Annotated in this window: 23 protein-coding genes and 3 pseudogenes; 8 read left to right on the top strand and 18 right to left on the bottom strand. The window is 61.2% G+C overall.

The features are described 5' to 3' along the window. Positions 1 to 29 precede the first annotated feature (29 nt). Both QQL24_RS25790 and dusA read right to left on the bottom strand, forming a co-directional pair. Positions 30 to 503, bottom strand: coding sequence for a hypothetical protein (locus QQL24_RS25790; protein WP_284315167.1), 474 nt, complete (start codon positions 501 to 503; stop codon positions 30 to 32). A gap of 282 nt (positions 504 to 785) precedes the next feature. Continuing rightward, positions 786 to 1,784: a tRNA dihydrouridine(20/20a) synthase DusA gene (gene dusA / locus QQL24_RS25795; protein ID WP_284315168.1), complete on the bottom strand. Its 999-nt coding sequence runs from the start codon at positions 1,782 to 1,784 to the stop codon at positions 786 to 788. Positions 1,785 to 1,897: 113 nt separating this feature from the next. Here dusA and QQL24_RS25800 point away from each other — a divergent pair, with 113 nt between their 5' ends. The 6 genes and pseudogenes from QQL24_RS25800 to QQL24_RS25825 form a co-directional block, all read left to right on the top strand. Beyond that, complete coding sequence (locus QQL24_RS25800) at positions 1,898 to 2,413, top strand: hypothetical protein (protein ID WP_284315169.1); 516 nt, start codon at positions 1,898 to 1,900, stop codon at positions 2,411 to 2,413. Beyond that, positions 2,367 to 2,504: pseudogene (locus QQL24_RS25805) on the top strand (IS481 family transposase); the annotation flags it as partial. The gene QQL24_RS25800 and the pseudogene QQL24_RS25805, both read left to right, overlap by 47 nt. A gap of 119 nt (positions 2,505 to 2,623) precedes the next feature. Continuing rightward, positions 2,624 to 2,953: a hypothetical protein gene (locus tag QQL24_RS25810; RefSeq protein WP_284315170.1), complete on the top strand. Its 330-nt coding sequence runs from the start codon at positions 2,624 to 2,626 to the stop codon at positions 2,951 to 2,953. Positions 2,954 to 3,052: 99 nt separating this feature from the next. After that, positions 3,053 to 3,442: a DoxX family protein gene (locus QQL24_RS25815; RefSeq protein WP_284315171.1), complete on the top strand. Its 390-nt coding sequence runs from the start codon at positions 3,053 to 3,055 to the stop codon at positions 3,440 to 3,442. 161 nt (positions 3,443 to 3,603) lie between these two features. Further along, positions 3,604 to 4,965, top strand: coding sequence for a cytochrome P450 (locus QQL24_RS25820; RefSeq protein WP_284315172.1), 1,362 nt, complete (start codon positions 3,604 to 3,606; stop codon positions 4,963 to 4,965). A gap of 68 nt (positions 4,966 to 5,033) precedes the next feature. Then, positions 5,034 to 5,219: pseudogene (locus tag QQL24_RS25825) on the top strand (IS6 family transposase); the annotation flags it as partial. Between the two features lie 209 nt (positions 5,220 to 5,428). Here QQL24_RS25825 and QQL24_RS25830 read toward each other — a convergent pair. Both QQL24_RS25830 and QQL24_RS25835 read right to left on the bottom strand, forming a co-directional pair. Then, positions 5,429 to 5,902, bottom strand: coding sequence for a hypothetical protein (locus QQL24_RS25830; RefSeq protein WP_284315173.1), 474 nt, complete (start codon positions 5,900 to 5,902; stop codon positions 5,429 to 5,431). Between the two features lie 173 nt (positions 5,903 to 6,075). Continuing rightward, entirely contained in the window at positions 6,076 to 7,065 is a 990-nt protein-coding gene (locus QQL24_RS25835; protein ID WP_284315174.1) for an alpha/beta hydrolase, read from the bottom strand. A 238-nt stretch (positions 7,066 to 7,303) separates the two neighbouring features. Here QQL24_RS25835 and QQL24_RS25840 point away from each other — a divergent pair. Further along, positions 7,304 to 8,000, top strand: a pseudogene (locus tag QQL24_RS25840) (IS6 family transposase). A 63-nt stretch (positions 8,001 to 8,063) separates the two neighbouring features. Here the strand turns inward: QQL24_RS25840 and QQL24_RS25845 are convergent. The 6 genes from QQL24_RS25845 to QQL24_RS25870 form a co-directional block, all read right to left on the bottom strand. Beyond that, the gene (locus QQL24_RS25845; RefSeq protein ID WP_284315175.1) at positions 8,064 to 8,840 is read right to left on the bottom strand and encodes an ABC transporter ATP-binding protein; all 777 of its coding nucleotides are present in this window, start codon (positions 8,838 to 8,840) and stop codon (positions 8,064 to 8,066) included. A 164-nt stretch (positions 8,841 to 9,004) separates the two neighbouring features. Then, on the bottom strand, positions 9,005 to 10,348 hold the full coding sequence (locus tag QQL24_RS25850; RefSeq protein ID WP_284315176.1) for an ABC transporter substrate-binding protein: 1,344 nt from the start codon (positions 10,346 to 10,348) through the stop codon (positions 9,005 to 9,007). A gap of 105 nt (positions 10,349 to 10,453) precedes the next feature. Next, entirely contained in the window at positions 10,454 to 11,518 is a 1,065-nt protein-coding gene (locus QQL24_RS25855; protein WP_284315177.1) for a branched-chain amino acid ABC transporter permease, read from the bottom strand. A 3-nt stretch (positions 11,519 to 11,521) separates the two neighbouring features. Next, on the bottom strand, positions 11,522 to 12,403 hold the full coding sequence (locus QQL24_RS25860; protein WP_284315178.1) for a branched-chain amino acid ABC transporter permease: 882 nt from the start codon (positions 12,401 to 12,403) through the stop codon (positions 11,522 to 11,524). 7 nt (positions 12,404 to 12,410) lie between these two features. Next, the gene (locus QQL24_RS25865) at positions 12,411 to 13,181 is read right to left on the bottom strand and encodes an ABC transporter ATP-binding protein (RefSeq protein ID WP_284315179.1); all 771 of its coding nucleotides are present in this window, start codon (positions 13,179 to 13,181) and stop codon (positions 12,411 to 12,413) included. Positions 13,182 to 13,186: 5 nt separating this feature from the next. Continuing rightward, positions 13,187 to 14,611, bottom strand: a complete 1,425-nt coding sequence (locus tag QQL24_RS25870; protein WP_284315180.1) for an LLM class flavin-dependent oxidoreductase — start codon at positions 14,609 to 14,611, stop codon at positions 13,187 to 13,189. Between the two features lie 200 nt (positions 14,612 to 14,811). On the opposite strand from QQL24_RS25870, the gene QQL24_RS25875 reads away from it, so the two are divergent. Continuing rightward, entirely contained in the window at positions 14,812 to 16,047 is a 1,236-nt protein-coding gene (locus QQL24_RS25875; RefSeq protein WP_284315181.1) for an acyl-CoA dehydrogenase family protein, read from the top strand. Between the two features lie 414 nt (positions 16,048 to 16,461). On the opposite strand, the gene QQL24_RS25880 is transcribed toward QQL24_RS25875, so the two are convergent. The 8 genes from QQL24_RS25880 to QQL24_RS25915 all read right to left on the bottom strand — a co-directional run bounded on the left by QQL24_RS25880 (position 16,462) and on the right by QQL24_RS25915 (position 22,077). Further along, a complete protein-coding gene (locus tag QQL24_RS25880) occupies positions 16,462 to 16,884 on the bottom strand; it encodes a hypothetical protein (RefSeq protein ID WP_284315182.1) in 423 nt (140 codons plus the stop codon). Between the two features lie 87 nt (positions 16,885 to 16,971). Then, positions 16,972 to 17,283 carry an HPr family phosphocarrier protein gene (locus tag QQL24_RS25885; protein ID WP_284315183.1) on the bottom strand — a complete coding sequence of 104 codons (312 nt, stop codon included), beginning with the start codon at positions 17,281 to 17,283 and terminating at the stop codon, positions 16,972 to 16,974. Positions 17,284 to 17,379: 96 nt separating this feature from the next. After that, on the bottom strand, positions 17,380 to 17,766 hold the full coding sequence (gene dhaM / locus QQL24_RS25890; protein WP_284315184.1) for a dihydroxyacetone kinase phosphoryl donor subunit DhaM: 387 nt from the start codon (positions 17,764 to 17,766) through the stop codon (positions 17,380 to 17,382). A 120-nt stretch (positions 17,767 to 17,886) separates the two neighbouring features. Next, entirely contained in the window at positions 17,887 to 18,903 is a 1,017-nt protein-coding gene (locus tag QQL24_RS25895; protein WP_284315185.1) for an ABC transporter ATP-binding protein, read from the bottom strand. Beyond that, positions 18,896 to 19,993, bottom strand: coding sequence for an ABC transporter ATP-binding protein (locus QQL24_RS25900; protein ID WP_284315186.1), 1,098 nt, complete (start codon positions 19,991 to 19,993; stop codon positions 18,896 to 18,898). Before QQL24_RS25900 ends, QQL24_RS25895 begins: the two co-directional genes overlap by 8 nt. A 10-nt stretch (positions 19,994 to 20,003) precedes the next feature. Further along, entirely contained in the window at positions 20,004 to 20,210 is a 207-nt protein-coding gene (locus tag QQL24_RS25905) for a hypothetical protein (RefSeq protein ID WP_431310760.1), read from the bottom strand. Between the two features lie 2 nt (positions 20,211 to 20,212). Next, entirely contained in the window at positions 20,213 to 21,166 is a 954-nt protein-coding gene (locus tag QQL24_RS25910; protein WP_284315241.1) for a carbohydrate ABC transporter permease, read from the bottom strand. Continuing rightward, positions 21,163 to 22,077 carry a carbohydrate ABC transporter permease gene (locus QQL24_RS25915; protein WP_431310759.1) on the bottom strand — a complete coding sequence of 305 codons (915 nt, stop codon included), beginning with the start codon at positions 22,075 to 22,077 and terminating at the stop codon, positions 21,163 to 21,165. The genes QQL24_RS25910 and QQL24_RS25915 overlap by 4 nt, the downstream gene beginning before the upstream one ends. Positions 22,078 to 22,155: the final 78 nt, after the last annotated feature.

The raw sequence follows: 22,155 nt of genomic DNA on the forward strand, positions 1-22,155 counted from the left end.
CCATTGCTTGCACTGACCGGACCCGCGCCTCATGCGAGACCAAGACGCTTGCCGACTTCTGCCGCCAGCTCCTGCTCGCCCTCCTCGCCGTCCAGCACGCAACCGTCGAGCTCGGCGAGCATCCCGGCAATCTCGGCATCGACCGGAGCAAAGAAGCCGTTCTCACCGGTGGCGAGCACGAAGACCTCGCGCCCCTGTCGGGAGCGGATATCGCCGAGGTGATGCATCTGCCGGCTCGAGTTCTCGTCCACCAGAATGACGCGGCCATTGAGGCTGATCCGCACCACGGGATGCGGTTCCTCCGCCGGCCTGGCGGAGCCGAGATCGTGGATGATCAGGCCCTGCGGCTTGGGCGCCGGCTTCGGGGCCTTGGAGGCCGAATAGCCACCGCCGGTGAGATGATCGGCAAGGCGGGTGATGGTGGCGCGATTGTCGCCGATGATGCGGCGCAACGCGGCGTCCTCGCGGCGCGGGCCATCGCGTCTGGATATGATTTCGACCATCGAACCCTCCCAGATCTCAGTGGTCCCAGGTGCGGCAGACGTCCTTGTCGGCGGACCGTTTCTGCTTGCTGCCGCTTCCCCATCAGGGTGTTGTAGCGCGACTTGGCGGGTGTTGGGTAGTAGCTGAGTGCTACATCGTGACGGAAAGATCCGGACGGGCAATCACGGGTTTGCGGGAAAAATGAAGCGCCCACAAAACGTTTCGGCGCAAGCCCGGCCTGTCGCGTCAGGACCGGCGAAGGTGCCCCATCCGGGTCGAGAGAAAGTGATCGGCGGTGCGTCTCACGCCGCCGCCTTCGTCTCCATGGCGCGGCGCACATGGCCAGCCGCGTCGAACAGCACCTCGAGCCCTGCGCCCGGCTTCACGGCCTCGGTCGCCAGATGCCGGCGATAGAGCCGCGCGCCCGGGCGGCCGGGGAAAAGGCCTATCATGTGGCGGGTGATCGAGCTCAGCCTGACGCCCTCGGCCAGCCGCGCCTCGATATAGGGCGCCATCGCCTCGATCGCCTCGAAGCCATCGGCTACCGGCGCCGGCTCGTCGAACAGCACGGGATCGACCGCGAGCAGGATCTCGGGGCTCTGATAGGCCTCGCGGCCGATCATCACGCCATCGAGATGCGCGCAATGCTCGCGCCAGGCGTCGACATCCTTGATGCCGCCATTGATGGCAATGGGAAGATCCGGATTGGCCTGCTTCAGGCGGTAGACACGGCCATAGTCGAGTGGCGGCACATCGCGGTTCTCCTTAGGGCTGAGACCCTTCAGCCAAGCCTTGCGGGCATGCACGATGAGCGCGTCGACACCCGCCGCGCGTACCGCCGCCGTGATCCGATCGAGCGCCGCTTCGGGATCCTGCTCGTCGATGCCGATGCGGCACTTCACGGTGACAGGCAGGCTCACCGCCGCCTTCATCGCCGCCACGCACTCGCCCACCAGTTCCGGCTCGGCCATCAGGCAGGCGCCAAAGCGCCCCTCCTGCACCCGATCGGAGGGGCAGCCGACATTGAGATTGATCTCGTCATAGCCAAGATCGGCGCAGATGCCGGCCGCCAAGGCGAGGTCTTTCGGGTTGGAGCCGCCAAGCTGCACCGCGACCGGATGCTCCTCGCCCGAAAAGCCGAGCAGACGCTGCCGGTCGCCATGAACAACGGCCCCGGTGGTCACCATCTCGGTATAAAGCAGAGCGCGCTTCGACAGGATGCGGTGGAAGAAGCGGCAATGCCGGTCTGTCCAGTCCATCATAGGCGCCACTGAAAATCTATGTACCTGATATTGCTTCATTTTTTCCGTAACATCAAATTTTTAGATCAATTTGAGGCACCCGATTTTACGCCTCGTTTTGACCCCGTTCGACCCGATTTCAGTTCCGAGTGCACAGGGATTGCACACGAAAAATGGCTACGTTCACGAAGCTCCCTTCCGGCTCCTGGCGCGTCCAAATTCGGCGCAAGGGTCGTGGTGTCAGCGAGACCTTCCAACGCCCCGAAGATGCCCGGCGCTGGGCTCTGGGTGCCGACGTCAAGGCTGATCGCGGCGAGACTCCGATCAGTTCCCGCATCGCCAAGATCAAGACCCTCGGCGAACTTATCGATCTCCACATCCAGGACATGACCGCTGTCGACAAGACACCGCTTCGATCTAAGGCTGCAGCGCTTGATCTTCTGAAGCGAGAACTCGGAAAATGCAAGATTTCTGCCCTCGACCGCGAGCGATTGATCAAATTCGGCCGTGATCGCGCTCGTCACCGGGCACAAGGATTGGAAGTTGCTGAGGCGATATACACACCTGAAGCCAGACGCCTTGCATGCAATCTTCAATTCAAGGGCCGCGTGAGTTCTTGGCCCCTTACCTACTTGGCTGATGGCTCGAAGCCGCGCCGAAGAGCTGCCAATCAGGCTGCATCGATATAATTGGCATCGCCTACACGGCGGCATGAAATCTCAAACTCCTATCAGCAGACTCGGCCTGTCCGAGGACAGCTTCTCGAGGCTTCACATCTAGACGTCAATTTATTCGCATCGCAGGAAAAATATTTTGCCCGCAAATGGGGAATAAAGCCTCCTCGGTAACTGTCCTTGCTTCTGTCACCCCAGCATCGGGCACCCGCACAGGAGCTTCATATGACCGAGTTTCGCACCATCAGCCTTGCCTTCGCTGGCCTTTTGATCAGCACTGCCGCCTGGGCGGTGGATAGGCCAAGCCCCAGTGATCTGCCGGATCTCACCAAGATCCGCGCCGAGCAGGGCACGCAAACCTTCAACAACAAGGCGCTCGACTCCGACCCCAACGACAAGGACACTGTCGAATATCAGGGCGAGTTCTACACCGAGAGCGGCGATATCCCGAAGGCGCACCAGAATCTGGCTCGGCTCAAGACGCTTTGCCCGAATGGTTGCGAGAAACGCGAGGATCTTGAGCGGGCGCTGAGCAAGGTCGCCAAGAGCAGGTAGTCCGGGAAAGCTTCACCCCATCATTCTTTGCACCTGTATCCCGTGCTCCCCCTCCCTGCGGGTGCGATGCCCAATCAATCCATCCGGAAAGATACTATAATGGAAAGTCTCAACCGTTACGGCGTCATCGCGGGCCGTATCCTGATCGCCGTGCTGTTCTTGCATGAATCCTGGTTCAAGATCACACATCTGGACCTGACCATCGCCTACATGGCGCAATATGGCCTGCCTGCGATCCTGCTGCCGGGCGCCCTGTTCGTAGAGCTGTTCGGCGGGCTTTCGCTGATATCCGGCGTCGGACTGCGCTACGCGGAGTTCATTCTCGCTCTCTTCTGTGCAAGCACGGCGTTGATCTTCCACATGGACTGGACAGATGCGAATCAGCTTCTGCACTTTGAGAAAGATTTTGCCCTAGCCGGTGCGCTTCTCATCATCGCAGCGCGTGAATGGGCTGGCGCTACGAGCCCCGCTCCAGTCTATGAGACCTGAGGATGCTGCTCGCCTTGATCTTCGTGCATGACAGTGCCCCGAAATAGGCAGGGTCGCGTTTCCTTGGGACGCACAAAACGTCACTCTCGTGCACTCGTCAGACGTATCTTCGGACTCGGGTACTCTTACCGGCACGGAATTCACAATTGAGGCGCTCGAACATGCTGTACTCACCCAAGGTCTTGCCGCCGACCGTTGCGCCTCCAACGCGTCCTCTCTCCATCCTACAATCCATCCGGGCCGCCCGGCGCAACGTGCTCGAGATCATCCCGGAGCTGGCTTACCGCCAGCCGATGGTGTCAGGGCGCATGGGTGCGCGCTGGCATATGGTGCAGGATCCGGGCGCGCTTCGCCGGGTCCTCCTGGACAACGTCGAGAACTATCCAAAATCAGAGGTGATGCTGCGCATGCTGCGCCCCGCCGTCGGCGATAGCCTGTTCACCTCGGAAGGTGACTCGTGGCGCTGGCAACGTAGAGCGGTCGCCCCGGTGTTCGCACAACGCAACGTAGTGGCACTGGCGCCGGTGATGACGGCAACAGCCGAGCGAGCGGCAGAGCGGCTCATGCTTGCCAGCGAATATCCCGAATTGGTCGGAGAGATGCTGTCAGCCACCTTTGACGTCATCTGCGAGGTGGCCTTGTCTGGCCGCGAGCACTTCGACGCCGACGCCTATAGCCATGCCATCCTCAGATATTTCCAGACCGCTGGGAAGGCGTCCCTGCTTGACTTTCTTCGGGTGCCGAACTGGATCCCTCGGCCCGGGGTGCTGCTCGGTCTCGGCGCGGTTCGAACCATGCACAGCATGGTAGCCCGGGCAATAGAAGCCCGGCGACGGGAGGCAAATGGTGGTGCCGACGACCTGCTCGACCATATGCTGAAGGCTCAGGACCCGGAGACAGGCAGACGCATGTCACCGACGGATCTTCTGCACAACATGCAGTTCTTCATCGTGGCCGGCCACGAAACGACGGCGCTGGCGCTGTCTTGGTCGCTGCTTCTTCTGGCACTGCATCCGGAGGCGCAGCAGCGGGCGCAAGCAGAAGCTCGCGCAGCCCTCGGGGATGCGCCTGCAGGCGCCAGTCACCTCGAAGCGACGCCCTATGTGAGGCAGGTGATCGAAGAGGCCATGCGTCTTTATCCGCCGGTCGGCATGCTGGCGCGCAATGTCCGACTAGCCGACACCCTCGGCGGCCGGCAGATCCAACCGAACGACGTGCTGTTCCTCCCGATCTACGCACTCCATCGGCATCAGATGTGGTGGGAACGCCCGAATGAATTTGACCCGGACAGGTTTTCATCGGGAGCCGTGCGTGCTCGCGATCGCTATCTTTATCTTCCGTTCGGCGCGGGACCACGCGTTTGCGTCGGCGCGAACTTTGCGATGATGCAGGCACACATCATCCTGGCTACGCTCCTCGCGCGCTTCCGCTTCGAGCTGGGGCCGCATTCCTTGCCGACGCCGACCATGTTGATGACTGTCCGCCCTGACACTGGCGTGCGGCTGGCAGTGAAGCGTATCTGACGCGAAAGAGCCTCTCGCACTGGAGAGGGCATTGTCACGGCAACGTCCAGGCTGAGGTATGGTCGGGGATGACGTCAATTTCCTACGCCCGCCATCGTTTCCCGCCCGCGGTCCTTCAACACGCCGTCTGGTCGTACCTTCGCTTCTCCTTGAGCTATCGCGACATCGAGGATCTTCTGGCGGAGCGAGGGCTCGACATTTGTTATGAAACCATTCGTCGTTGGATCGCCAGGTTCGGGCCGCTGTTTGCGCGGGAAACGGCACCTCATCTCTCGGAGATATCTGAAGCAATTACGAGCCGCAGCTCTGCGGCAGTGGCGTCGCTCGACTGCGATCCCGGCGTGAAATCGGCCGCTGCCTGCCCGTGCCGCGGCTCCGACGAGTTGCCGTGACAATGCCGGCGCCTGCCTCCACACCATCTGGTCCCTTCAGCTCCAGCAGCGTGTCCGCTCGCGAAAGACGATCACGCCAGCTTGGTCAACACCCAGTGCGCATAGCTTGACGCGAGCCAGTCATAGCGCCGCGGAGTCGGTCCGGTGACTTCTGCCGCAGCATCGATGGAAGCGGTGGACGAAAACAGCGGGAAGCTCTGCAGCACGGCGCCCGAGGCTGAGGCAAGGGTTATCCGCCCATCCAGCGTATCGACGCTGCCGAAGCCCGCGTTGGATGCGGTGGGAAAGCTGATGTCAGTCAGTTGCACCGTCAGCGTTGCTCCGCCCCTTGCACCGGGCTGGTAGCGCGGGCCGAGTTGCTGGATGAGGCTGCGCTGCACAAAGGGCGGCATGGTCTGCAGCCACAGATTGCCGCCGCCGATGACATGAACCGCCCTGATGACGGGAAGGCTGGCCACACCGGCATAGGAGGTAGCGCAGCTTCCGAGCGCCAAGCTCGCGCAAAGCGTGAGAAAGGCCCTCCGTCCAATAATCTCTAAAGTCACGCCGTGCCTCCTGAATAGCTTCTTTTTATAGAACACTTCATCTCGGCGATCGAAGCACATGCGCGTGAAATAAAACCAGGCGATACCTGCGTGGGCGGCCAAACCCAGGACCCGTCACTTTTTGAGAGCTACTGCGAACGATCCCAGTTATCCTGACAACACCATTTCACCGGTCACAATTGGGAGCGTTCAGCAATGAACGCGAGCGAGCGTTGCAGGGCAAGCTGGCCGGCTGCGGTGTCGAGATCGAACTGGTATTCGTGTTGAAGCGGCGGGGTGTAGTCCTGCGGGAAAAAGAGGGTGTCAACACTCACGCCGACTTTCCCGGCTGCCTCCACGAGGGCTTTGGAATGCACCAGCGCCGGATCGGCATTGCCCGCCGTTACGAAAAGGGGCGGCATCGTCCGCGTGATGTTGCGCACGATGGAAAATTGCTCTGGCATGGCGGGGACGCGCAGGTCTTTGCTGCCGAAGTAAGACCAAACTAGAGTTTTCAGGTAACTACCCATCTTGCCGTCGAACTTGAAGTTGGCTGGGTCATAGATGCCACAATGAAGAACGAGTCCGCGCAGGGCCACAGGTGGGATTGCCGGCACGAGGCCAATGGATCTGGCAAACGCCGGCTCGGTGATCGCTATTCCCAATTGCGCGGCGATCTGGGAACCAGCGGAGTCGCCAGCCAGAAACATGCGATCGGGATCGATATTCAGCTTTCCCGCATCGGCCCTTAGAAAAGCGAGGGCGGCATTCGCCTGGCGGGTGGGTGTCGGATGCTGCGCGGCGGGCGCCAGCGTATAATTGATGCCCACGACAACGTAGCCGGCGGCCGCGATTATCTTGAGATAGTTGGATATCTGGCTCTTGTCGCCGGACAGAAAGCCGCCGCCGTGTATCCAAAGGATTGTCGGCAAGGCGCGCGCAGAACCATCGACGCCTGCGGGCAGGTAGATATCCAGCTTCTCCAGCGGCTCGGCGCCATAGCTGATATCGGCGCGGGTCGTGACGCTGGCAGGCGCATGCCTGGCGAGCGCCTCATTCATCGCGACACCGTTCTTGTCGAAAAAATAGCGGTAGAAGAGCGCGGACGGCCAGGGGCTCAACTGCGATGTAGCGAAGCCAACGATTGCAAGGAAGACGACAGCGGCGACCAGTTTCTTCAACACATGCCCGCATGCCTCATTGCTGTGGCCTCGCAGGGCCTCTACGCGAAAACGCTTGCCCGTCCTTAGAAAGAGCGAAGGTCTCATGCGAGACGTATCAGCGCCGCTATAGCATGACCTTCACGACGATAGCTAAAGGATATCTCGACCGTGACGTACCGGCAATGCATTCGGCTTTGTCGCAAACATTCCATCAATGTCAGCCGTGACATAATCTCCTCTGTTTCAGTGGCCGGTTTCGATGTCCAAGGGCCGCCAATTCGACCGCTCGGTGATCCTGCCGTGCGTTCGCTGGTATCTGGCTTGCAACCTCAGCCTTCGCGATCTGGGGGAGATGATGACAGAGCGCGGCATCTGCGTCGATCATTCCACGATCCATCGCTGGGTCGTACGGTTCTCGCCGCTACTGCTTGAACAGTTCAATCAGCGCAAACGAGCGGTCACTGGCAAATGGCATATCGACGAGACCTACATCAAGATGCGGGGTCGATGGATGTACCTATCCAGCCCATCGACAGCGTCGGCGACACGGTCGAGTTCTTCTTCTGCGGGCATCGAGATCGATCGGCGGCCAAGCGCTTCATCTGCAAGGCATTGAAGCGCCATGGTCGGTCTGAGCACATCGTCATTGACGGCAGCCAGACAAACCGGGAGGCCATTATTGCCTGTGACGGCGAGAGCCGGTTGTTAGATCGTTCCCACCGCAGTCTAAAACCAATCGCATCCAACCAAGCCAATACCTCAACAACCGGATCGAGTAAGATCATCGGCGCATCGAACGCCGGGTTCGACCCAGGCTCGGATTTAAATTACTCGCCTGCGCAGGGACGGTCCTCGCCGGCATTGAGGTGGTCCACATGATGCGCAAACGACAGGTCAAGTGCGCCTATAATCCGGCACCGTCGCTGGCCGAGCGGTTTAAGATCCTGGCCGCATGAACATCGGTCCCTTGGCCCTTTCGCGGCGCTACTTCGCGGTTGCGACAGAATCGGCGAAACTACCTACTTCATAGTTGTCGCTCCAAGATAGTACGCCTTCACATCCTCCCGTGCGGCAAGCTCTGCCGCTGGCCCCGATGCGGCGACACTGCCAGTTTCCAGCACATAGCCATGGTCGGCGTAGCGCAGGGCCAGATTGGCATTCTGCTCGGCGATAAGGAAGCTGACGCCCTTGTCGTTGTTGAGGCTGCGGATGATCTCGAAGATCTCCTGCACCACGATCGGGGCAAGCCCCATGGAGGGCTCATCCAGCAGCATCAGCCTGGGGCGCGTCATCAGGGCCCTGCCGATCGCCGTCATCTGCTGCTCGCCGCCCGAGGTGAGACCAGCCTTGGTCTTGCGCTTCTGTTTCAGGCGCGGGAACCAGGCGTAGATCTGTTCGAGATCCTCGGCGAGCTCGCGACGTCCAGGCCGGCGCAGGAAGGCGCCGGAGAGAAGATTCTCCTCAACGGTGAGCTGCGGAAAGCAATGTCGGCCTTCAAGCACCTGCACGACGCCCCGGCCTACGAGAGTTGAAGGAGACAGGCGGCTCACGAGCTCGCCCTGCCAGGAGACGCTGCCGCGCGTGATCGCCCCGCGTTCGGGGCCGAGCAGGTTGGAGATGGCCTTGAGGGTGGTGGATTTGCCGGCGCCATTGGCTCCTAGCAGGGCGACGATCTGGCCCTGGCCGACGGAAAGCGAGACATCCCGCACCGCCAGGATCGCCTGGCCGTAATGTACCTCGATGCCAGAGACATCGAGGTAGGCTTGGGGTCGGGGGTGGGGTGATGGGGTGTTCATGGCCTCTCCGGAAAGGATACCTTTTCCCAGTTGGGAGAAGGGGCGGCAGCCGGATAAGGGTCTAGCCTCCAACGAGTGGGGCAAAGTATCCTTGCGCCTCACTCGTCTAAGTCCAGTCTCTCATCCTTGCCCCTCTCCCCGTTCGGGAGAGGGGTCTGTCGCGCTCAGTTCGTCTGCGCCACCGGCGTGATGCCCTTTTCCTGAGCGTATGCCGCCGCCTTGGCGCGGATGGTATCGGCGAAGAGCGTCGAGTCCGCCTTGATCCAGTCGGTCAGCGCATTCCACTTGGCGCCGTCCCACTGGATGATCTTGGCCGCGATGGTCTCGCCCTTGTGATTGTCGGGCGTCGTTTTCAGCGGCGAGATCAGGCCTTTGGCGCCGAGTTCGGCGATGCGCTTGTCGTCGAGGCTGAGATTTTCCAGCGCCCAACGGCCCTCCTCGGCGGTGAGCGGACGGTTGCCGAACTTCTTGTGGCCGACCCGCAAGGCCTCGACAAAGGTAATCGCCTCGATCACCCCGTAATTGTAATAGACCGTGCCGAATTTGGCCTTGTCCTTGAGATCGCTCTTGCCGGCATCGACGATCTTCTCCTTCAGCGTCTTGATGATGTCGTAGTCGGTTCCGGGCGGGAACACCGAGACGGCAAGATAACCCTTGGCGACACTGCCGGCCGGGCGGGCGTCATCTTCCGAACCGCTCCAGATATCGCCGATGATGTGATCGGCGGGGAAGCCGACACGGGCCGCCGTCTTGATCGCCACCGGTGTCATGACACCCCAACCGCGCAGGAAGACCCAGTCGGCACCCGCGCTGCGGATCTGCTGCCACTGCGCCTGCTGCTGCTCGCCGGGATGGGGCACCGGGATCTGGATATCGGTGAAGCCGTATTTCTTGGAGAGAATGCCGAGCGGCTCGATGGTGTCGCGGCCATAGCCGGAATCGTGATAGAGCGTGGCGATCTTCACGCCCTTGAGCTTGTCGTAGCCGCCGGCCTTCTGGGCGATGAAATCGACGACGATCTGCGCCTCGCTCCAGTAATCGAAGATCAGCGGATACTGATAGGGAAAGACCCGCCCGTCGGTAGCAATGTTCTGGCCGCCGCCCGGCGAAACGATCGGGATCTTGTCGATGCGTGCCTTGTCGGTCAGCGCCACGTCGAGGCCGGAGGAATGCGGATAGATCGCCGCCGTCAGGGCGCCGTCATAGCCGTTCTTGTAGCGCTCGTAGCATTCGATGCCGCGTTCGATCTCATAGGCGGTCTCGCATTCCTGGATGAAAATCTTCACCCCATCCACGCCACCTTCGACATCGTTGATGTAGTTGAGGTAATCGCGATTGCCGGCACCGAAGGGGATGAAGGACGGCGCGTAGGGGCCGGTGCGATAGGTGAAGAGCGGGTAGAGCTGCTCACCTTTGTGGTCCTGTGCGAGGGCCGGCGCCGAGGCGGAGAGCCCGGCAAGGCCGAGCCCGGCTGCCACGGCCAGGGCCTTGAGGAAAGTGGAAGGCATGAGTTCGTCTCCGTTGCTGATTTGCTATTTTTGGTTGGTTTTGGACATTCTTCGCCTGTCGGCGGACCAAAGCCTCCGTTCAGGCCGTCTTTCTGTGAGGTCGGATCAAGCTGGCGCGTGGAGCCTTCGCAACAAGTTCTGCCGCAGCTGCCTGAGCAGGCTGGCAAGGCCATCCGGCTCCTTGATCAGCAGGAGGATGATGATCGCCCCGAAAAGGATGTGCTGGATGTTGGAGAGTGCGCCCTGATCGGCGAAGGCGCCGAGGCCGGTATAGGGGGCGATGCGGTCGAGCACGATCGGCGTCAGCACGATGAAGGCGGCGCCGAGGAAGTTGCCCCAGATCGTGGCGGAGCCGCCGATCAGCACGATGAACAGCACCTGGAAGGACTTGTCGAGATCGAAAGTGTGGGCATCCGAGGTGCCGAGATAGCCGAAAGCCCAGAGCGCGCCGGCAATGCCGCAGACGAAGGAACTGATGCCATAGGCGAGCAGTTTGCGGCTGGCGACATGGATGCCGATCACGGCGGCGGCGGTGTCCATGTCGCGGATCGCCATCCATTCGCGTCCGACACGGCTGCGCACCACCGCATAGGCAAAGGCGATCAGCACCAGCGCGGTGACGGCGACCAGCAGATAGCGACCGGTAGCGGAGGAAAGATCATGCCCGAAGATCTGCAGGCGCGGCGCCGAGATGGTCAGCGACTGGCTGCCATTGGAAAACCAGTTGTAGTTGGTGAACAGCCATTCGAAGAAGAACTGCGCGCCCAGCGTCGAGGCTCCAAGATAGAAACCCTTGATGCGCAGGCTCGGCAGTCCGAAGACGACGCCGGCCGCGGCGGCGATCAGGCCGGCCATCACCAGGGCCACCGGCAGGGGCAACACTGGCAGGCGCAGAAGCAGATTATAGGTGGCGAAGGCGCCGATCGACATGAAGGCGGCCGAGCCCAGCGAAACCAGGCCCGCATAGCCCATGAGCAGGTTCAGCCCGATGCCGGCTACGCCCATCACAAGGGTTGGGATGATGATCGAGGACAGCCAGTAATCGCTCGCCAGCAGCGGGACTATGCCGAGAGCGACGGCAAGCCCGCCGGCAATGGCGAACAGGCGGGGGTTGAGGCTTCCGCCCTCAGGCAGCAACGCGCCGTCGGTGCGTTGGGACACGAACGACATCGGCTAGACCCTTTCGATGGCACGGTCGCCGAACAGCCCGGCAGGACGCACCAGCAGGAAGGCCACGGCGAGGATATACGCGAACCAGGTGGAGACGCTGCCCTGCAGCAGCGGCCCGATATAAATGTCGGCGAGCGCCTCGGTGGCGCCTACCAGCAGCCCGCCGACAATAGCGCCGGGCACCGAAGAGAAGCCGCCGATGATCAGCACCGGCAGAGCCTTTAGCGTCACCAGCGAGAGCGAATATTGCACGCCCTGCCTGGCGCCCCAGACCAGGCCGGCCACCAGCGCCACGACGCCGGCGACGCTCCAGACGATGCGCCAGATCGTCGGCAGACGGATACCGATGGATTGGGCGGCCAGCGTGTCGTCGGCCACGGCTCGCAGAGAAATGCCCATGCGAGTGCGGTCGAACAGGATGGAGAGGGCCAGGACGATGGCGAGCGCGCTGCCAGACGCAAAGAGGTCGAACTGGCTTATCGAGAGGCCACCGATCGAGATGGGGATATCGTCGATGCCGAGGTCGAGCATGTGGACATCCGAGCCCATCAGGAGCTGGGCGAGCCCCTCGATCACGAAGCTGAGGCCAAGAGTCGCCATGAACAGGGTCAGTGCATCGCGATTGATCAGGGGGCGCAGCACGAGGCGCTCGATCAACGCAGCGCCTATGATCATCACCACCACTGTGGCGGCGAGCGAAAGCCAGAAGGGGATCTCGTGCTCGACCAGGGTCACGAAGGTGAGTGAGGCGAAGAGCAGCATGGCGCCCTGCGCGAAATTGAACACGCCCGAGGCCTTGTAGATCAGCACGAAGCCGATGGCGACGAGCGAATACATCACGCCCGCCAGGAGTCCGCTGACCAATGTTTCGAGAAAGAAGTTCATGGCAGCCTCAATGGACCGTGCCGAGATAGGCGGCGATGACGTCAGGGTTGGCGCGCACTTCGTCGGGCGGGCCGTCGCCAACCTTGCGGCCATAGTCGAGCACGACGACATGGTGGGCGAGGCCCATGACGATGCCGACATCGTGCTCGATCAGCACGATGGTGGTGCGCAGCTTGGTGTTGACCTCTGAAATGAGCCGGCTCATTTCCTGCTTTTCTTCCTGGTTCATGCCGGCCATCGGCTCGTCGAGCAGGAGAAGCTTAGGTTTTGCCACCAGCGCCCGGGCGAGATCGACGCGCTTCTGCAGCCCATAGGGCAGGGTTGAGACGATGGTGTCCGCATGGCTATCCAGGCCTACGAAAGCCAGGATTTCGAGAGCGCGGGCATTGAAACTCCGTCGCTCCGTCGCGTCGCGCCCGACCCTAAAGATGTTCTCGACAAAGGTAGCGCGGCCATGCTGGGCAAGCCCGGCCAATACATTCTCAAAGACAGTCAGCCGATCGAACAGGGCATTGTGCTGGAAGGTACGGCCGATGCCCAGATGCGCCGCCTTGTAAGGGTGGATCGCCTCGAAACGGGTGCCGTCGAATACCACGTCCCCCTCATTGGCGCGGTAGACACCGTTGATGACATTGAGCAGGGAACTCTTGCCGGCGCCGTTTGGCCCGATCAGGGCGCAAATCTCGCCCTCGGCCACATCGAAACTGAGCCGGCTCAAGGCATTGATGCCCCGGAACGAGAGCGAGACATCGTGAAGCTGGAGTAGCGGCGCCGACATTGTTGTCACCGGCCTGTAGCAAGACGGGAGACACCCGCTTCGCGCTCGGCCGCCTCGCGGCGCTTCACCGCCTCGATATCGCGATAGGCATGAGCGGGGTGGTTCTCTGGAAGATAGGGCCCGGCCCCGAACAGCTTCTCACGCAAGGTACCGGGCTTGTAGGCTTCGGCATAAGCCTCGCGCTTCTGCAGTTCCGGCACGAGATAGCCGACCACGTCCTCGAAGCTTTCCGGGGTCACCGCATAGGCAAGGTTGAAGCCGTCGACGTCGGTCTCCTCGACCCATTCCTGCAGCGTATCGGCAACCGTGGCGGCGGAGCCGACAAAAACAGGGCCGAGGCCGCCGATGCCGCCCCAGAGGGCAAGCTCCTCCATGGTCCAGGTCTTGTCCTCGCCGGCGAAGTGCTCGACGACAGAAATGATGGCGTTGGTCTCGACCTTCTTGATCGGGTCCGTCGGCTTATACTGGCCGAAATCGATACCACTCCAGCCGGAGAGGAACACCAGCGAGCCGTCATAGGAGGCGTAGGACTGGTACTCCCTGAACTTGGCCTGCGCCCTGGCGTCCGTCTCGTCGGCGATGACGGTGGTGAGGTTGTAGATCAGAATCTTGCGGGGATCGCGCCCGACCGCCGCGGCCTGGCGGCGGATATCGGCGACATAGGCCTTGAGCAGCGACTTGGTAGGCGCCGCCACGAAGACGCATTCGGCATGGCCGGCAGCAAAGGCCTTGCCTGGGCCGGAGGCGCCGGCCTGGTAGAGCACCGGCGTGCGCTGGGGCGAGGGCTCGGTGAGCTGATAGCCGGGCACCTCGAAGAATTTGCCCCTGTGGCCGATCTCATGGACCTTGGCGGGATCGGTGAAGATGCGCCGCTCGCGGTCGCGCAATACCGCGCCCTCCTCCCACGAGCCCTCCAGGAGCTTGTAGAGCACCTCGACATATTCTTCGGCGACTTCGTAGCGGTTGTTGTGCTGGCGCAGCCCACCCTGGCTGATGTTCTTGGCACCGCTCTCCAGATAGGAGGTCACGATGTTCCAGCCGACGCGCCCCTTGGTGTGGTGGTCGGCCGTGGCGAGACGTCGGGCGAAGGTATAGGGGTGCTCGAAAGAGGTGGAGGCGGTGATGCCGATGCCCAGATGTTCCGTGGCGAGCGCGATGGGCGCGGCGAGTTGCAGGGGATCGTTCACCGGGATCTGCGCCGCCTGGTGAATGGCGTGATAGTTGGAGCCCTTGTAGACGTCGTAATAGCCGACGACGTCGGCGATGAAGATGCCGTCGAAAATGCCGCGCTCCAGCGTGCGGGCGAGATCCTGCCAGTAATCGAGATCCTTGTATTTCCATGACCTGTCGCGCGGATGCGCCCACAGGCCCGGCGATTGATGGCCGACGCAGTTCATGTCGAAGGCGTTGAAACGGATCTGGCGCGCCATGCTGGTCTCCAAAGCTGAAATAAGTGCAGCGCCGCACCGGGACGCCGCATCGAATACGCTATGAAAACGTCGCTCGATTCAAATGTCTAGTATTTTTATAGAAAATATATAAAGCTTTGACACTTGAGGCTCATCTGCCTCTGGACGGACCGCCTGAACCTGGCGGGCAAATTTTCTGAAAATCAAAGAGAAACAATAGGATGACGCAGTCGCACTCGACGGTGGAAGCAGGATGGGGCAGCGGCCCCGGCGGCAATTACGAGGATCTGGCGTCGCAGTTCCGGCCGGTCTTTGCCAGGATTCGCGAGGGTGCCGTCACGCGGGAACTCAATCGCACCCTGCCGCACGAACCGATCGCCTGGCTCAAGGATGCCCGTTTCGGAGCACTGCGCGTGCCGGCCGAGGAAGGCGGCTTCGGCGCCACCCTGCCACAGCTCTTCGCCTTGCTAGCCGAGCTCTCCCAGGCCGATTCCAACGTCACCCAGGCTCTGCGCGCCCATTTCGGCTTTGCCGAAGACATCGTCAATTCGCGTTCGCAGGACCGGCGCGACCGCTGGCTGCCGCGCCTCGCCAAGGGGGAGATCGCCGGCAGCGCCTGGACGGAGATCGGCGAGGCCAAACAGGCCGCCTTCTCTACAATAGTCAAGCGGCGGGCGGACAAGGCGCATGTCACAGGCGCCAAATATTACACCACCGGTTCCCTCTTTGCCGACTGGATCGACATCGGCGCCAGCGGCGAAGATGGTACCTCGCTCTCTGCCGTGGTTTCGCGCCATGCGCCGGGCGTCAACGTCATCGATGACTGGGACGGCTTCGGTCAGATCCTCACCGCCAGCGGCACCACCACGTTCACCGATGCACCCGTGGACGCGCAGGACGTCATCATCGATGACGAGCGCTTCAAATACTCGGCGGCCTTCTACCAGTTGGTGCACCTGACCACCCTTGCCGGCATCGGCCGGGCTGTTACGGACGATGTCGCTCAGGCAGTGAAGGCTCGGCGGCGCAGCTATTCAAACGCCCCCTCCCCGCACCCGGCAGAGGACGCGCAAGTGCTGCAAATCGTCGGGCGCATCCGCGGTGCAGCCTATTCGGCAGGCGCCATCGTGCTGAAGTCTGCAGAGGCCCTGCAGCGTGCCTTTGATGCTCACTTCCAGAGCGATGCCGCGGCCGAGGAAAAGGCCAATGCGATCGCCGAACTTGAAGTTGCGCAGGCGCAGACTGTAGTCTCGAACTTGATTCTCGATGCTACGACCCTGCTGTTCGACGCCCTCGGCGCCTCCGCCACCCAGCGAACAAGCGCCTTCGACCGCTATTGGCGCAACGCCCGCACCTTGTCCTCACACAACCCCCGCATTTATAAAGACCGCATCGTCGGCGACTTCGCCGTCAACGGCACGCCGCCGCCCTATCAATGGCGCATCGGGCAGGTGTGAGGAGCCAACCTGGCTTTCAACCAGGCACGGCGCAGAAAGTCATGGGTGGCCGGGGCCGTTACCCTTACTTCTTCCTCCGCCCCGGCATTGTTCTCTTTCGCCTTGATTGGAGCGGTCGTAGCTTCCGCTAGCCTCGCATTTGTCCAACCTGGCGGCTACCTCTCCCTCGCCCGGTTGCTTCCCTGAAGCTGACCAAGGAGATCGAAGCGACTCTCGTGAGGCGAGCCGGCCCATAAAAGGCGCTATGCGAACAAAGCCATTCCAGACGAGGAAGTATAAAGGAGCTGGGGGTATCAAGCCGTCATTTTGCTCTCGATGATCTCAAAAGGCTCCAGTGCGCTGGCGCGATGAAGTCGCGATAACCTGACAGTGCCAACGGAGAGCTATGTCTGAAGCGCAACTTTCAACTGGAGGTTACTCACCGTGCCGTATCAGCCGTGCAAGGCGGCGCGCGGTTTCACGCACAAGTTCGTCGAACTCGCGATTCTTCGCCGCATCACCGAAGTCGACGACATCGAGTTTCAGGCTGCGCAAACTGGGTCCGCCGCGAACCGATTTCAGCCGGTTCGGGTGAGCACGCGTGAACGCGTCCAGGAAGGTGCTCTTCTCGGCTTGCGAGAAATGGCAGATCTCGAAAATGATTTCGAGATGCGGGGCCGGGATGGGTACCGGATACGCCGGACTGGAAATGTGCGAGACGAAGCTGCGATTTTTTCCTAGAGCGGTTGCAAGCCGCTGCCGAGTGCCGGAGGGACGCTGATCGAGGATATCACGAAGAATCCTCTTGTAGGTCTCGACTCTGGCGGCCTTGCTGCTGGGGTTCGGAGCGTTATTCATCAGGCGTTCTTGACCCCGGCAAAGTGCCCGTCGGCAAGTCCACCCGGCGCAATCTTGTCAGTGAAACGAAGCTCGCTCATGTGCCTATCAAGCTCCGTCATCGCTGTGACCTACCCTATCCTCGTGAAAGTCGAGAGCGACCAGCTCCTGCAGCGCGGCAAGCGCGGCACGGGCATCATGGCCGGTGGCGCGAAAATGAAGGACCGCACCCTTCCTTGCCTTTATCGCCATGACCTTGACGATGCTCTTAGCATCGACCCACGGGCCGTTTGGCGCTGTTGCGACCTCAACATGCGCCGCAAAGGTCTTGGCGAGCCTGGTGAGCTTTACAGAAGGCCGCGCATGAAGCCCGATTGGATTCGTCAGTGGCGTCGACGAGGTCGCCGTGAAGTCATCCATGTAACGTCTCGATCCTATGCATGTGATACCACCAGGACATGCCTGATCGTGGCGATGGCACCGCGATGCGAAACGGCCTTTGTCGCGCGGGGGCGGTCATCGCGACCACTCCTCCGCAATGTGTCGCACCGTAGCCAGGCTGGCGCCGCCCGAGGCTTCGGTCGCGGCGATCACCGCCCCCTCGACGATCGGGGCGTTGCATATCACAACGCGGTCGCGCCAGTCCTCGCGAAGCATTTCAACCGCCATCTGGCTATTGGTCTCTGCTCCTCCAAGATCGACAAGGATGGCAACTCCAGCCTCTGACCAGGCGCGATGAATAGCCTCCGTGATAGCCTGGAAGTTCGTCCCGAGGCCGCCAGCCGTATCGCCGCCAGTCCAGGCGATGCGAACGTCTTCGCCGACCATCTGACGCACCATGTCCGCAGCGCCTTCGGCCACTTTGGGGGAATGCGATACAATGACTATGCCAACATTGGTCATCAGCTTTCTCCGTACTCCTCGCAAAAGCGGCGATCACAGGTGACGAAGAGCGGGCGGCGGGATCCATCTGACCGATCGAGCGCATGTTGTTTTTTCTTAGGGCGCGCATATCAGGGGCCTTCACGTTGCAATTCGAATTCCATTTTGGTCGAAGTACAGCGGTCTGACGAGAACGATGCCGACCTCGTCGCCCACCGCGAGGCCAGCGTCAGGGTCAACAAGCGTGACGACTTCGTGTTGGTCGATCTTGATGTGCAGATGGTTCTGGTCGCCTAGATGCTCGATCCAGGTCACACGGCCATGCGCCTCGGCTCCCCGCGCCTTGGCGATTCGAAGGTGCTCGGTGCGCGCGCCGATTGTCGTAGCCTCCGAGGGCGCGGCAATGCCCGGCAAGAGGCGGCGTGGCAAGAGGTTTATCGAGGGCTGGCCGAGGCGGGCCGCGACATAGAGGCTGTTGGGAGTCTCGTATATCTGGCGCGGCGTGCCGATCTGCGCGATTCGCCCCGATTGAATGACGCCGATCGTGGTCGCCATTGTCATTGCTTCGATCTGATCGTGAGTTACATAGAGAAGGGTCGCGCCGAGCTCCATCTGAATGCGCTTAAGCTCGAGCCGCAGATCGGCGCGTAGTTTCGCATCGAGCGAAGACAGGGGTTCATCCATCAGATAGATGGCGGGGCGGCGCACCAGCGCCCGACCCAGCGCCACACGCTGCATCTCGCCACCCGATAGGTTCGTCGCGCGATTGCCAAGCTTGCTCTCAATGTGCAACAGCGCGGCCGTTTCCGTCACCTTGCGCCGGATCTCGTCTTCAGGCGTTCGCCGCGTCGGGGAGCGCAGGGGGAAAGCGAGATTGTCGTACACTGACAGATGTGGATAGAGTGAATACTGCTGGAAAACGAAGGCTACATCTCGCGCAGCCGGCGGCGCCGCCGTGACGTCGCGGTCCCCTATGGCCACCCGCCCGTGGTCGGGCACCTCAAGGCCCGCGACAAGACGCAGCGTGGTGGTCTTGCCCGCCCCCGTCGGCCCGAGCAGAACCATGAAGGAGCCGTCGGCGATTTCGATCGTAAGGTCACTCACCGCGACCGTATCGCCGAAGTGCTTCGTCACATTGGCAAGGACGACATCAGCCATGAAGAGGCCCATCGGTTAGAGCCGTCGAGATCGCGCGTCCGCTCGCCTTGTCGAAGAGCGAGAGCTTCTCCGGCTTGAGCGCGAGGCTCAGCCGCTCACCAATGCTCAGAATGAAATCGGCGGGCGCGCGAGCCCGCAGAGTTCCGTGGGGAGTCGTCATGGTGACGATCTGGGTCGTGCCGAGGTATTCGACGCCAAAGACGACACCCCGCAGGGCGCCACCATCGGCGAATTGCACATGTTCCGGACGCACGCCCAGGATGAATTCGCCTTCGCCCAAACTTTCATGGATCCTTGGGACGCCGATCTCGCCGCCTTCGACGCGAACTTTTTCCGCGCCCTTCTCAACATTGCCATGGAAGCTCAGGAAATTCATCGGAGGCGAGCCAATGAAATCGGCGACGAACAAGCTCGCCGGCTTGTCGTAGATGTTGCGGGGCGTGTCGAGCTGTTCGATAAGGCCACCGTTCATCACGGCGATTTTGTCGGCCATTGCCATGGCCTCAAGCTGATCATGTGTCACATAAATCGTCGTCGACTTGAGCCGGTCGTGCAATGCGCGCAGCTCGCCGGTCATGACATGGCGGAATTCCGTATCGAGGGCGCCGAGCGGCTCGTCCATCAGGAAGGCCTTGGGCTGGCGCACGATTGCACGCCCGAGTGCGACACGCTGGCGGTCGCCCGAGGACAGTCCAGACACCGAACGATTGAGGAGATGGGGGATCTGTAAAATCTGGGCCGCCTGCGCGACGCGCTCGCGGATCTCAGCGCGGCCCATGCCCTGGCTCTTGAGCGGGAAGCCTATATTTTGGCGAACGCTCATATGGGGATAGAGCGCGAAGAGCTGGAAGACGAAGGCGATATCGCGCTGCGCCGCGCGCTTGAGGCTCACATCCTCCCCGTCAAGAAAAATACACCCGGAAGTCGGCAATTCGAGGCCGGCTATCATCCTCAGCGTCGTCGTCTTGCCGCAGCCTGACGGACCCAACAGGCAGAAGAACTCGCCATCCTGGATCGTGAAGGTCGAGTTCTTGACAGCGACGAAATCACCGAAGGCCTTTTGGAGATTGTCGACCTTGATTTCCGCCATTGCGCGAGCCTCAATCAGGTAGCTTGGTGACAATCGTAAACATCACGACGCCAATCAGGATCGTCACGAACGAATAGGTGTAAAGCACCAAAAGGAAGGGCTGGCAGAGCATCACGACGCCGAGCGTGATGATTGCGGTCGCGACATTCTCCCACGGCCCACGACGGAAGAGCCGCCGCCGCGGCGCCGCCTGCGTCTTTGCTTCCTGCTTGATCATGGTCATCGGCGCATTGCCCCAAATGTAATGCCCCGCAGCAGGTGCTTGCGCAGCAATATCGTGAACACGACAATGGGGATCAGGAACAAAGTCGTGCCTGCAGCGACTGCCGGCCAGTCCTGACCGCCCTCGCCGATGATGAAGGGGATAAAGGGCGGTGTCGTCTGTGCATCGCCCGATGTAAGCAGAACCGCAAAGGCGTATTCGTTCCAGGCGAAGATCAGGCAAAAGATCGCGGTCGCGGCAATACCGGTCGCGGCTTGCGGCAGCACGACCTTGCGAAAGGCCTGCAAGCGCGTGTAGCCGTCGATCATCGCTGCTTCTTCATATTCACGCGGAATCTCGTCGATGAAGCCCTTCAGGAGCCATACCGCGAGCGAGACGTTGACCGCCGTATAAAGAAGAATCATGCCGAGCTTGGTGTCGGTGAGGCCGAGTTCTCGGTACATGAGATAAATCGGGATTGCGACCGCGATGGGAGGCATCATCCTGGTCGACAAAATGAAGAACAGCAGATCGTCCTTGAGCGGCACCTTGAAGCGGGAGAAACCGTAGGCGGCCAAAGTGCCGAGTGCGACGGCGAGGAAGGTCGATCCAAAGCCGATGATGAGCGAGTTGATGTAGCGCGGAATGTATTTGGATGGGCCTGCGATCACCATGTTGCGCGAGCGTACCAGCCGATTGTACCAAGTCTGGGCCGGCGGCAGCGTTGCGATGAAGTCTGGCGTCTGGCGGGTGCGCGTCGTGAATAGATTGACATAACCCTCCAGCGATGGCTCGAACAAGATCTTGGGAGGGTAGCTGATGGAGTCCGGAGGCGTCTTGAAGCCGGTCAGAACGATCCACACCAGCGGCACCATCGAGACGACCGCGTAGAGGATGACGAGCGCGCCAGCGATCAGCTTGGTGAGACGGCTCGGTTCGACGATCGAGTGAGCGGCGATGCTACCTGTCATTTCTGTTTCACCCGGTTGAGCGCCTTCACATAGATATTGGCGAGGCCGAAGATGGTCACAAACAGGATGACCGCGAAGGCCGAGGAATAGCCCGTCGTCCATTTCTCGAAGGCTTCGCGTTTCAAGGTGATCGAGGCCAGTTCCGTGGTCGAACCGGGGCCGCCATTGGTCAACAGATTGACCATATCGAACATCTTGAAGTTCTCGATGCCGCGAAACAACACGGCGAGCATGATGAAAGGCAGGGCGAGCGGCAGGGTGATCGACCAGAACTGCCGCCATTTCGACGCGCGGTCGACCTCGGCAGCCTCATAGATGTAATCCGGAATTGAGCGCAGGCCCGCCAAGCAGATGAGCATGACGTAGGGCGTCCACATCCACACGTCGACGATGACGATCGACCAGGGTGCCAGACGCACGTCACCAATCATTTGAAAGGAAGATGGATCGACGCCCGTGAAGAAGGCAATGATGTAATTGAAGAGGCCGGTCTGCGGCTGGTAGAGGAAGGTCCAGAAATTGCCGACGACGGCCGGCGACAGCATCATCGGGATCAGGATCACTGTCGTCCAGAATCCATGTCCCCTGAATTTGCGATCGATCAAATAAGCGAGCGCGAAGCCGAGCACCGTCTCGATGGCGACCGTGGACACGACGAAGCGTGCCGTGACCTGCATGCCGTGCCAGATGTCGGGATCGCTGAGCAGGTCGGAATAACGCTCCACACCCAACCATTTTATCGGCGCATTCGGCCTGTTCGCCTTGTAATTGGTGAACGACAGCCGAATGGTCCAGATCAAAGGAAAGATGTTGATCGCCAGAAGCAGCAGCATGGTTGGGGTGATGAAAAGCCAGGCGATCGCCCGGTCCGAGAGCCCGCGAACACGCTTGGCGATCTTTGGGGAGGTCAAGCCAGCGGTTCGTTCGGCCAGCGTCTCAACGGGGCGCATTTCCAGCATTCGCATCACCCATCAGAGCCTTGGGGAGTG

The organism is Labrys miyagiensis (assembly GCF_030160835.1).
Taxonomy (GTDB): Bacteria; Pseudomonadota; Alphaproteobacteria; order Rhizobiales; family Labraceae; genus Labrys; species Labrys miyagiensis.

What these genes read in the sequence shown, in the direction of transcription:
- QQL24_RS25900 (WP_284315186.1), bottom strand. Translation starts at nt 19,993, where the DNA reads ATGGCGGAAATCAAGGTCGACAATCTCCAAAAGGCCTTCGGTGATTTC.
- QQL24_RS25885 (WP_284315183.1), bottom strand. Translation starts at nt 17,283, where the DNA reads ATGGATGACTTCACGGCGACCTCGTCGACGCCACTGACGAATCCAATC.
- QQL24_RS25860 (WP_284315178.1), bottom strand. Translation starts at nt 12,403, where the DNA reads ATGAACTTCTTTCTCGAAACATTGGTCAGCGGACTCCTGGCGGGCGTG.
- QQL24_RS25800 (WP_284315169.1), top strand. Translation starts at nt 1,898, where the DNA reads ATGGCTACGTTCACGAAGCTCCCTTCCGGCTCCTGGCGCGTCCAAATT.
- QQL24_RS25850 (WP_284315176.1), bottom strand. Translation starts at nt 10,348, where the DNA reads ATGCCTTCCACTTTCCTCAAGGCCCTGGCCGTGGCAGCCGGGCTCGGC.
- QQL24_RS25810 (WP_284315170.1), top strand. Translation starts at nt 2,624, where the DNA reads ATGACCGAGTTTCGCACCATCAGCCTTGCCTTCGCTGGCCTTTTGATC.
- dhaM (WP_284315184.1), bottom strand. Translation starts at nt 17,766, where the DNA reads ATGACCAATGTTGGCATAGTCATTGTATCGCATTCCCCCAAAGTGGCC.
- QQL24_RS25905 (WP_431310760.1), bottom strand. Translation starts at nt 20,210, where the DNA reads ATGATCAAGCAGGAAGCAAAGACGCAGGCGGCGCCGCGGCGGCGGCTC.
- QQL24_RS25865 (WP_284315179.1), bottom strand. Translation starts at nt 13,181, where the DNA reads ATGTCGGCGCCGCTACTCCAGCTTCACGATGTCTCGCTCTCGTTCCGG.
- QQL24_RS25820 (WP_284315172.1), top strand. Translation starts at nt 3,604, where the DNA reads ATGCTGTACTCACCCAAGGTCTTGCCGCCGACCGTTGCGCCTCCAACG.
- QQL24_RS25880 (WP_284315182.1), bottom strand. Translation starts at nt 16,884, where the DNA reads ATGAATAACGCTCCGAACCCCAGCAGCAAGGCCGCCAGAGTCGAGACC.
- QQL24_RS25910 (WP_284315241.1), bottom strand. Translation starts at nt 21,166, where the DNA reads ATGACAGGTAGCATCGCCGCTCACTCGATCGTCGAACCGAGCCGTCTC.
- QQL24_RS25895 (WP_284315185.1), bottom strand. Translation starts at nt 18,903, where the DNA reads ATGGCTGATGTCGTCCTTGCCAATGTGACGAAGCACTTCGGCGATACG.
- dusA (WP_284315168.1), bottom strand. Translation starts at nt 1,784, where the DNA reads ATGAAGCAATATCAGGTACATAGATTTTCAGTGGCGCCTATGATGGAC.
- QQL24_RS25875 (WP_284315181.1), top strand. Translation starts at nt 14,812, where the DNA reads ATGACGCAGTCGCACTCGACGGTGGAAGCAGGATGGGGCAGCGGCCCC.
- QQL24_RS25870 (WP_284315180.1), bottom strand. Translation starts at nt 14,611, where the DNA reads ATGGCGCGCCAGATCCGTTTCAACGCCTTCGACATGAACTGCGTCGGC.
- QQL24_RS25790 (WP_284315167.1), bottom strand. Translation starts at nt 503, where the DNA reads ATGGTCGAAATCATATCCAGACGCGATGGCCCGCGCCGCGAGGACGCC.
- QQL24_RS25815 (WP_284315171.1), top strand. Translation starts at nt 3,053, where the DNA reads ATGGAAAGTCTCAACCGTTACGGCGTCATCGCGGGCCGTATCCTGATC.
- QQL24_RS25855 (WP_284315177.1), bottom strand. Translation starts at nt 11,518, where the DNA reads ATGTCGTTCGTGTCCCAACGCACCGACGGCGCGTTGCTGCCTGAGGGC.
- QQL24_RS25845 (WP_284315175.1), bottom strand. Translation starts at nt 8,840, where the DNA reads ATGAACACCCCATCACCCCACCCCCGACCCCAAGCCTACCTCGATGTC.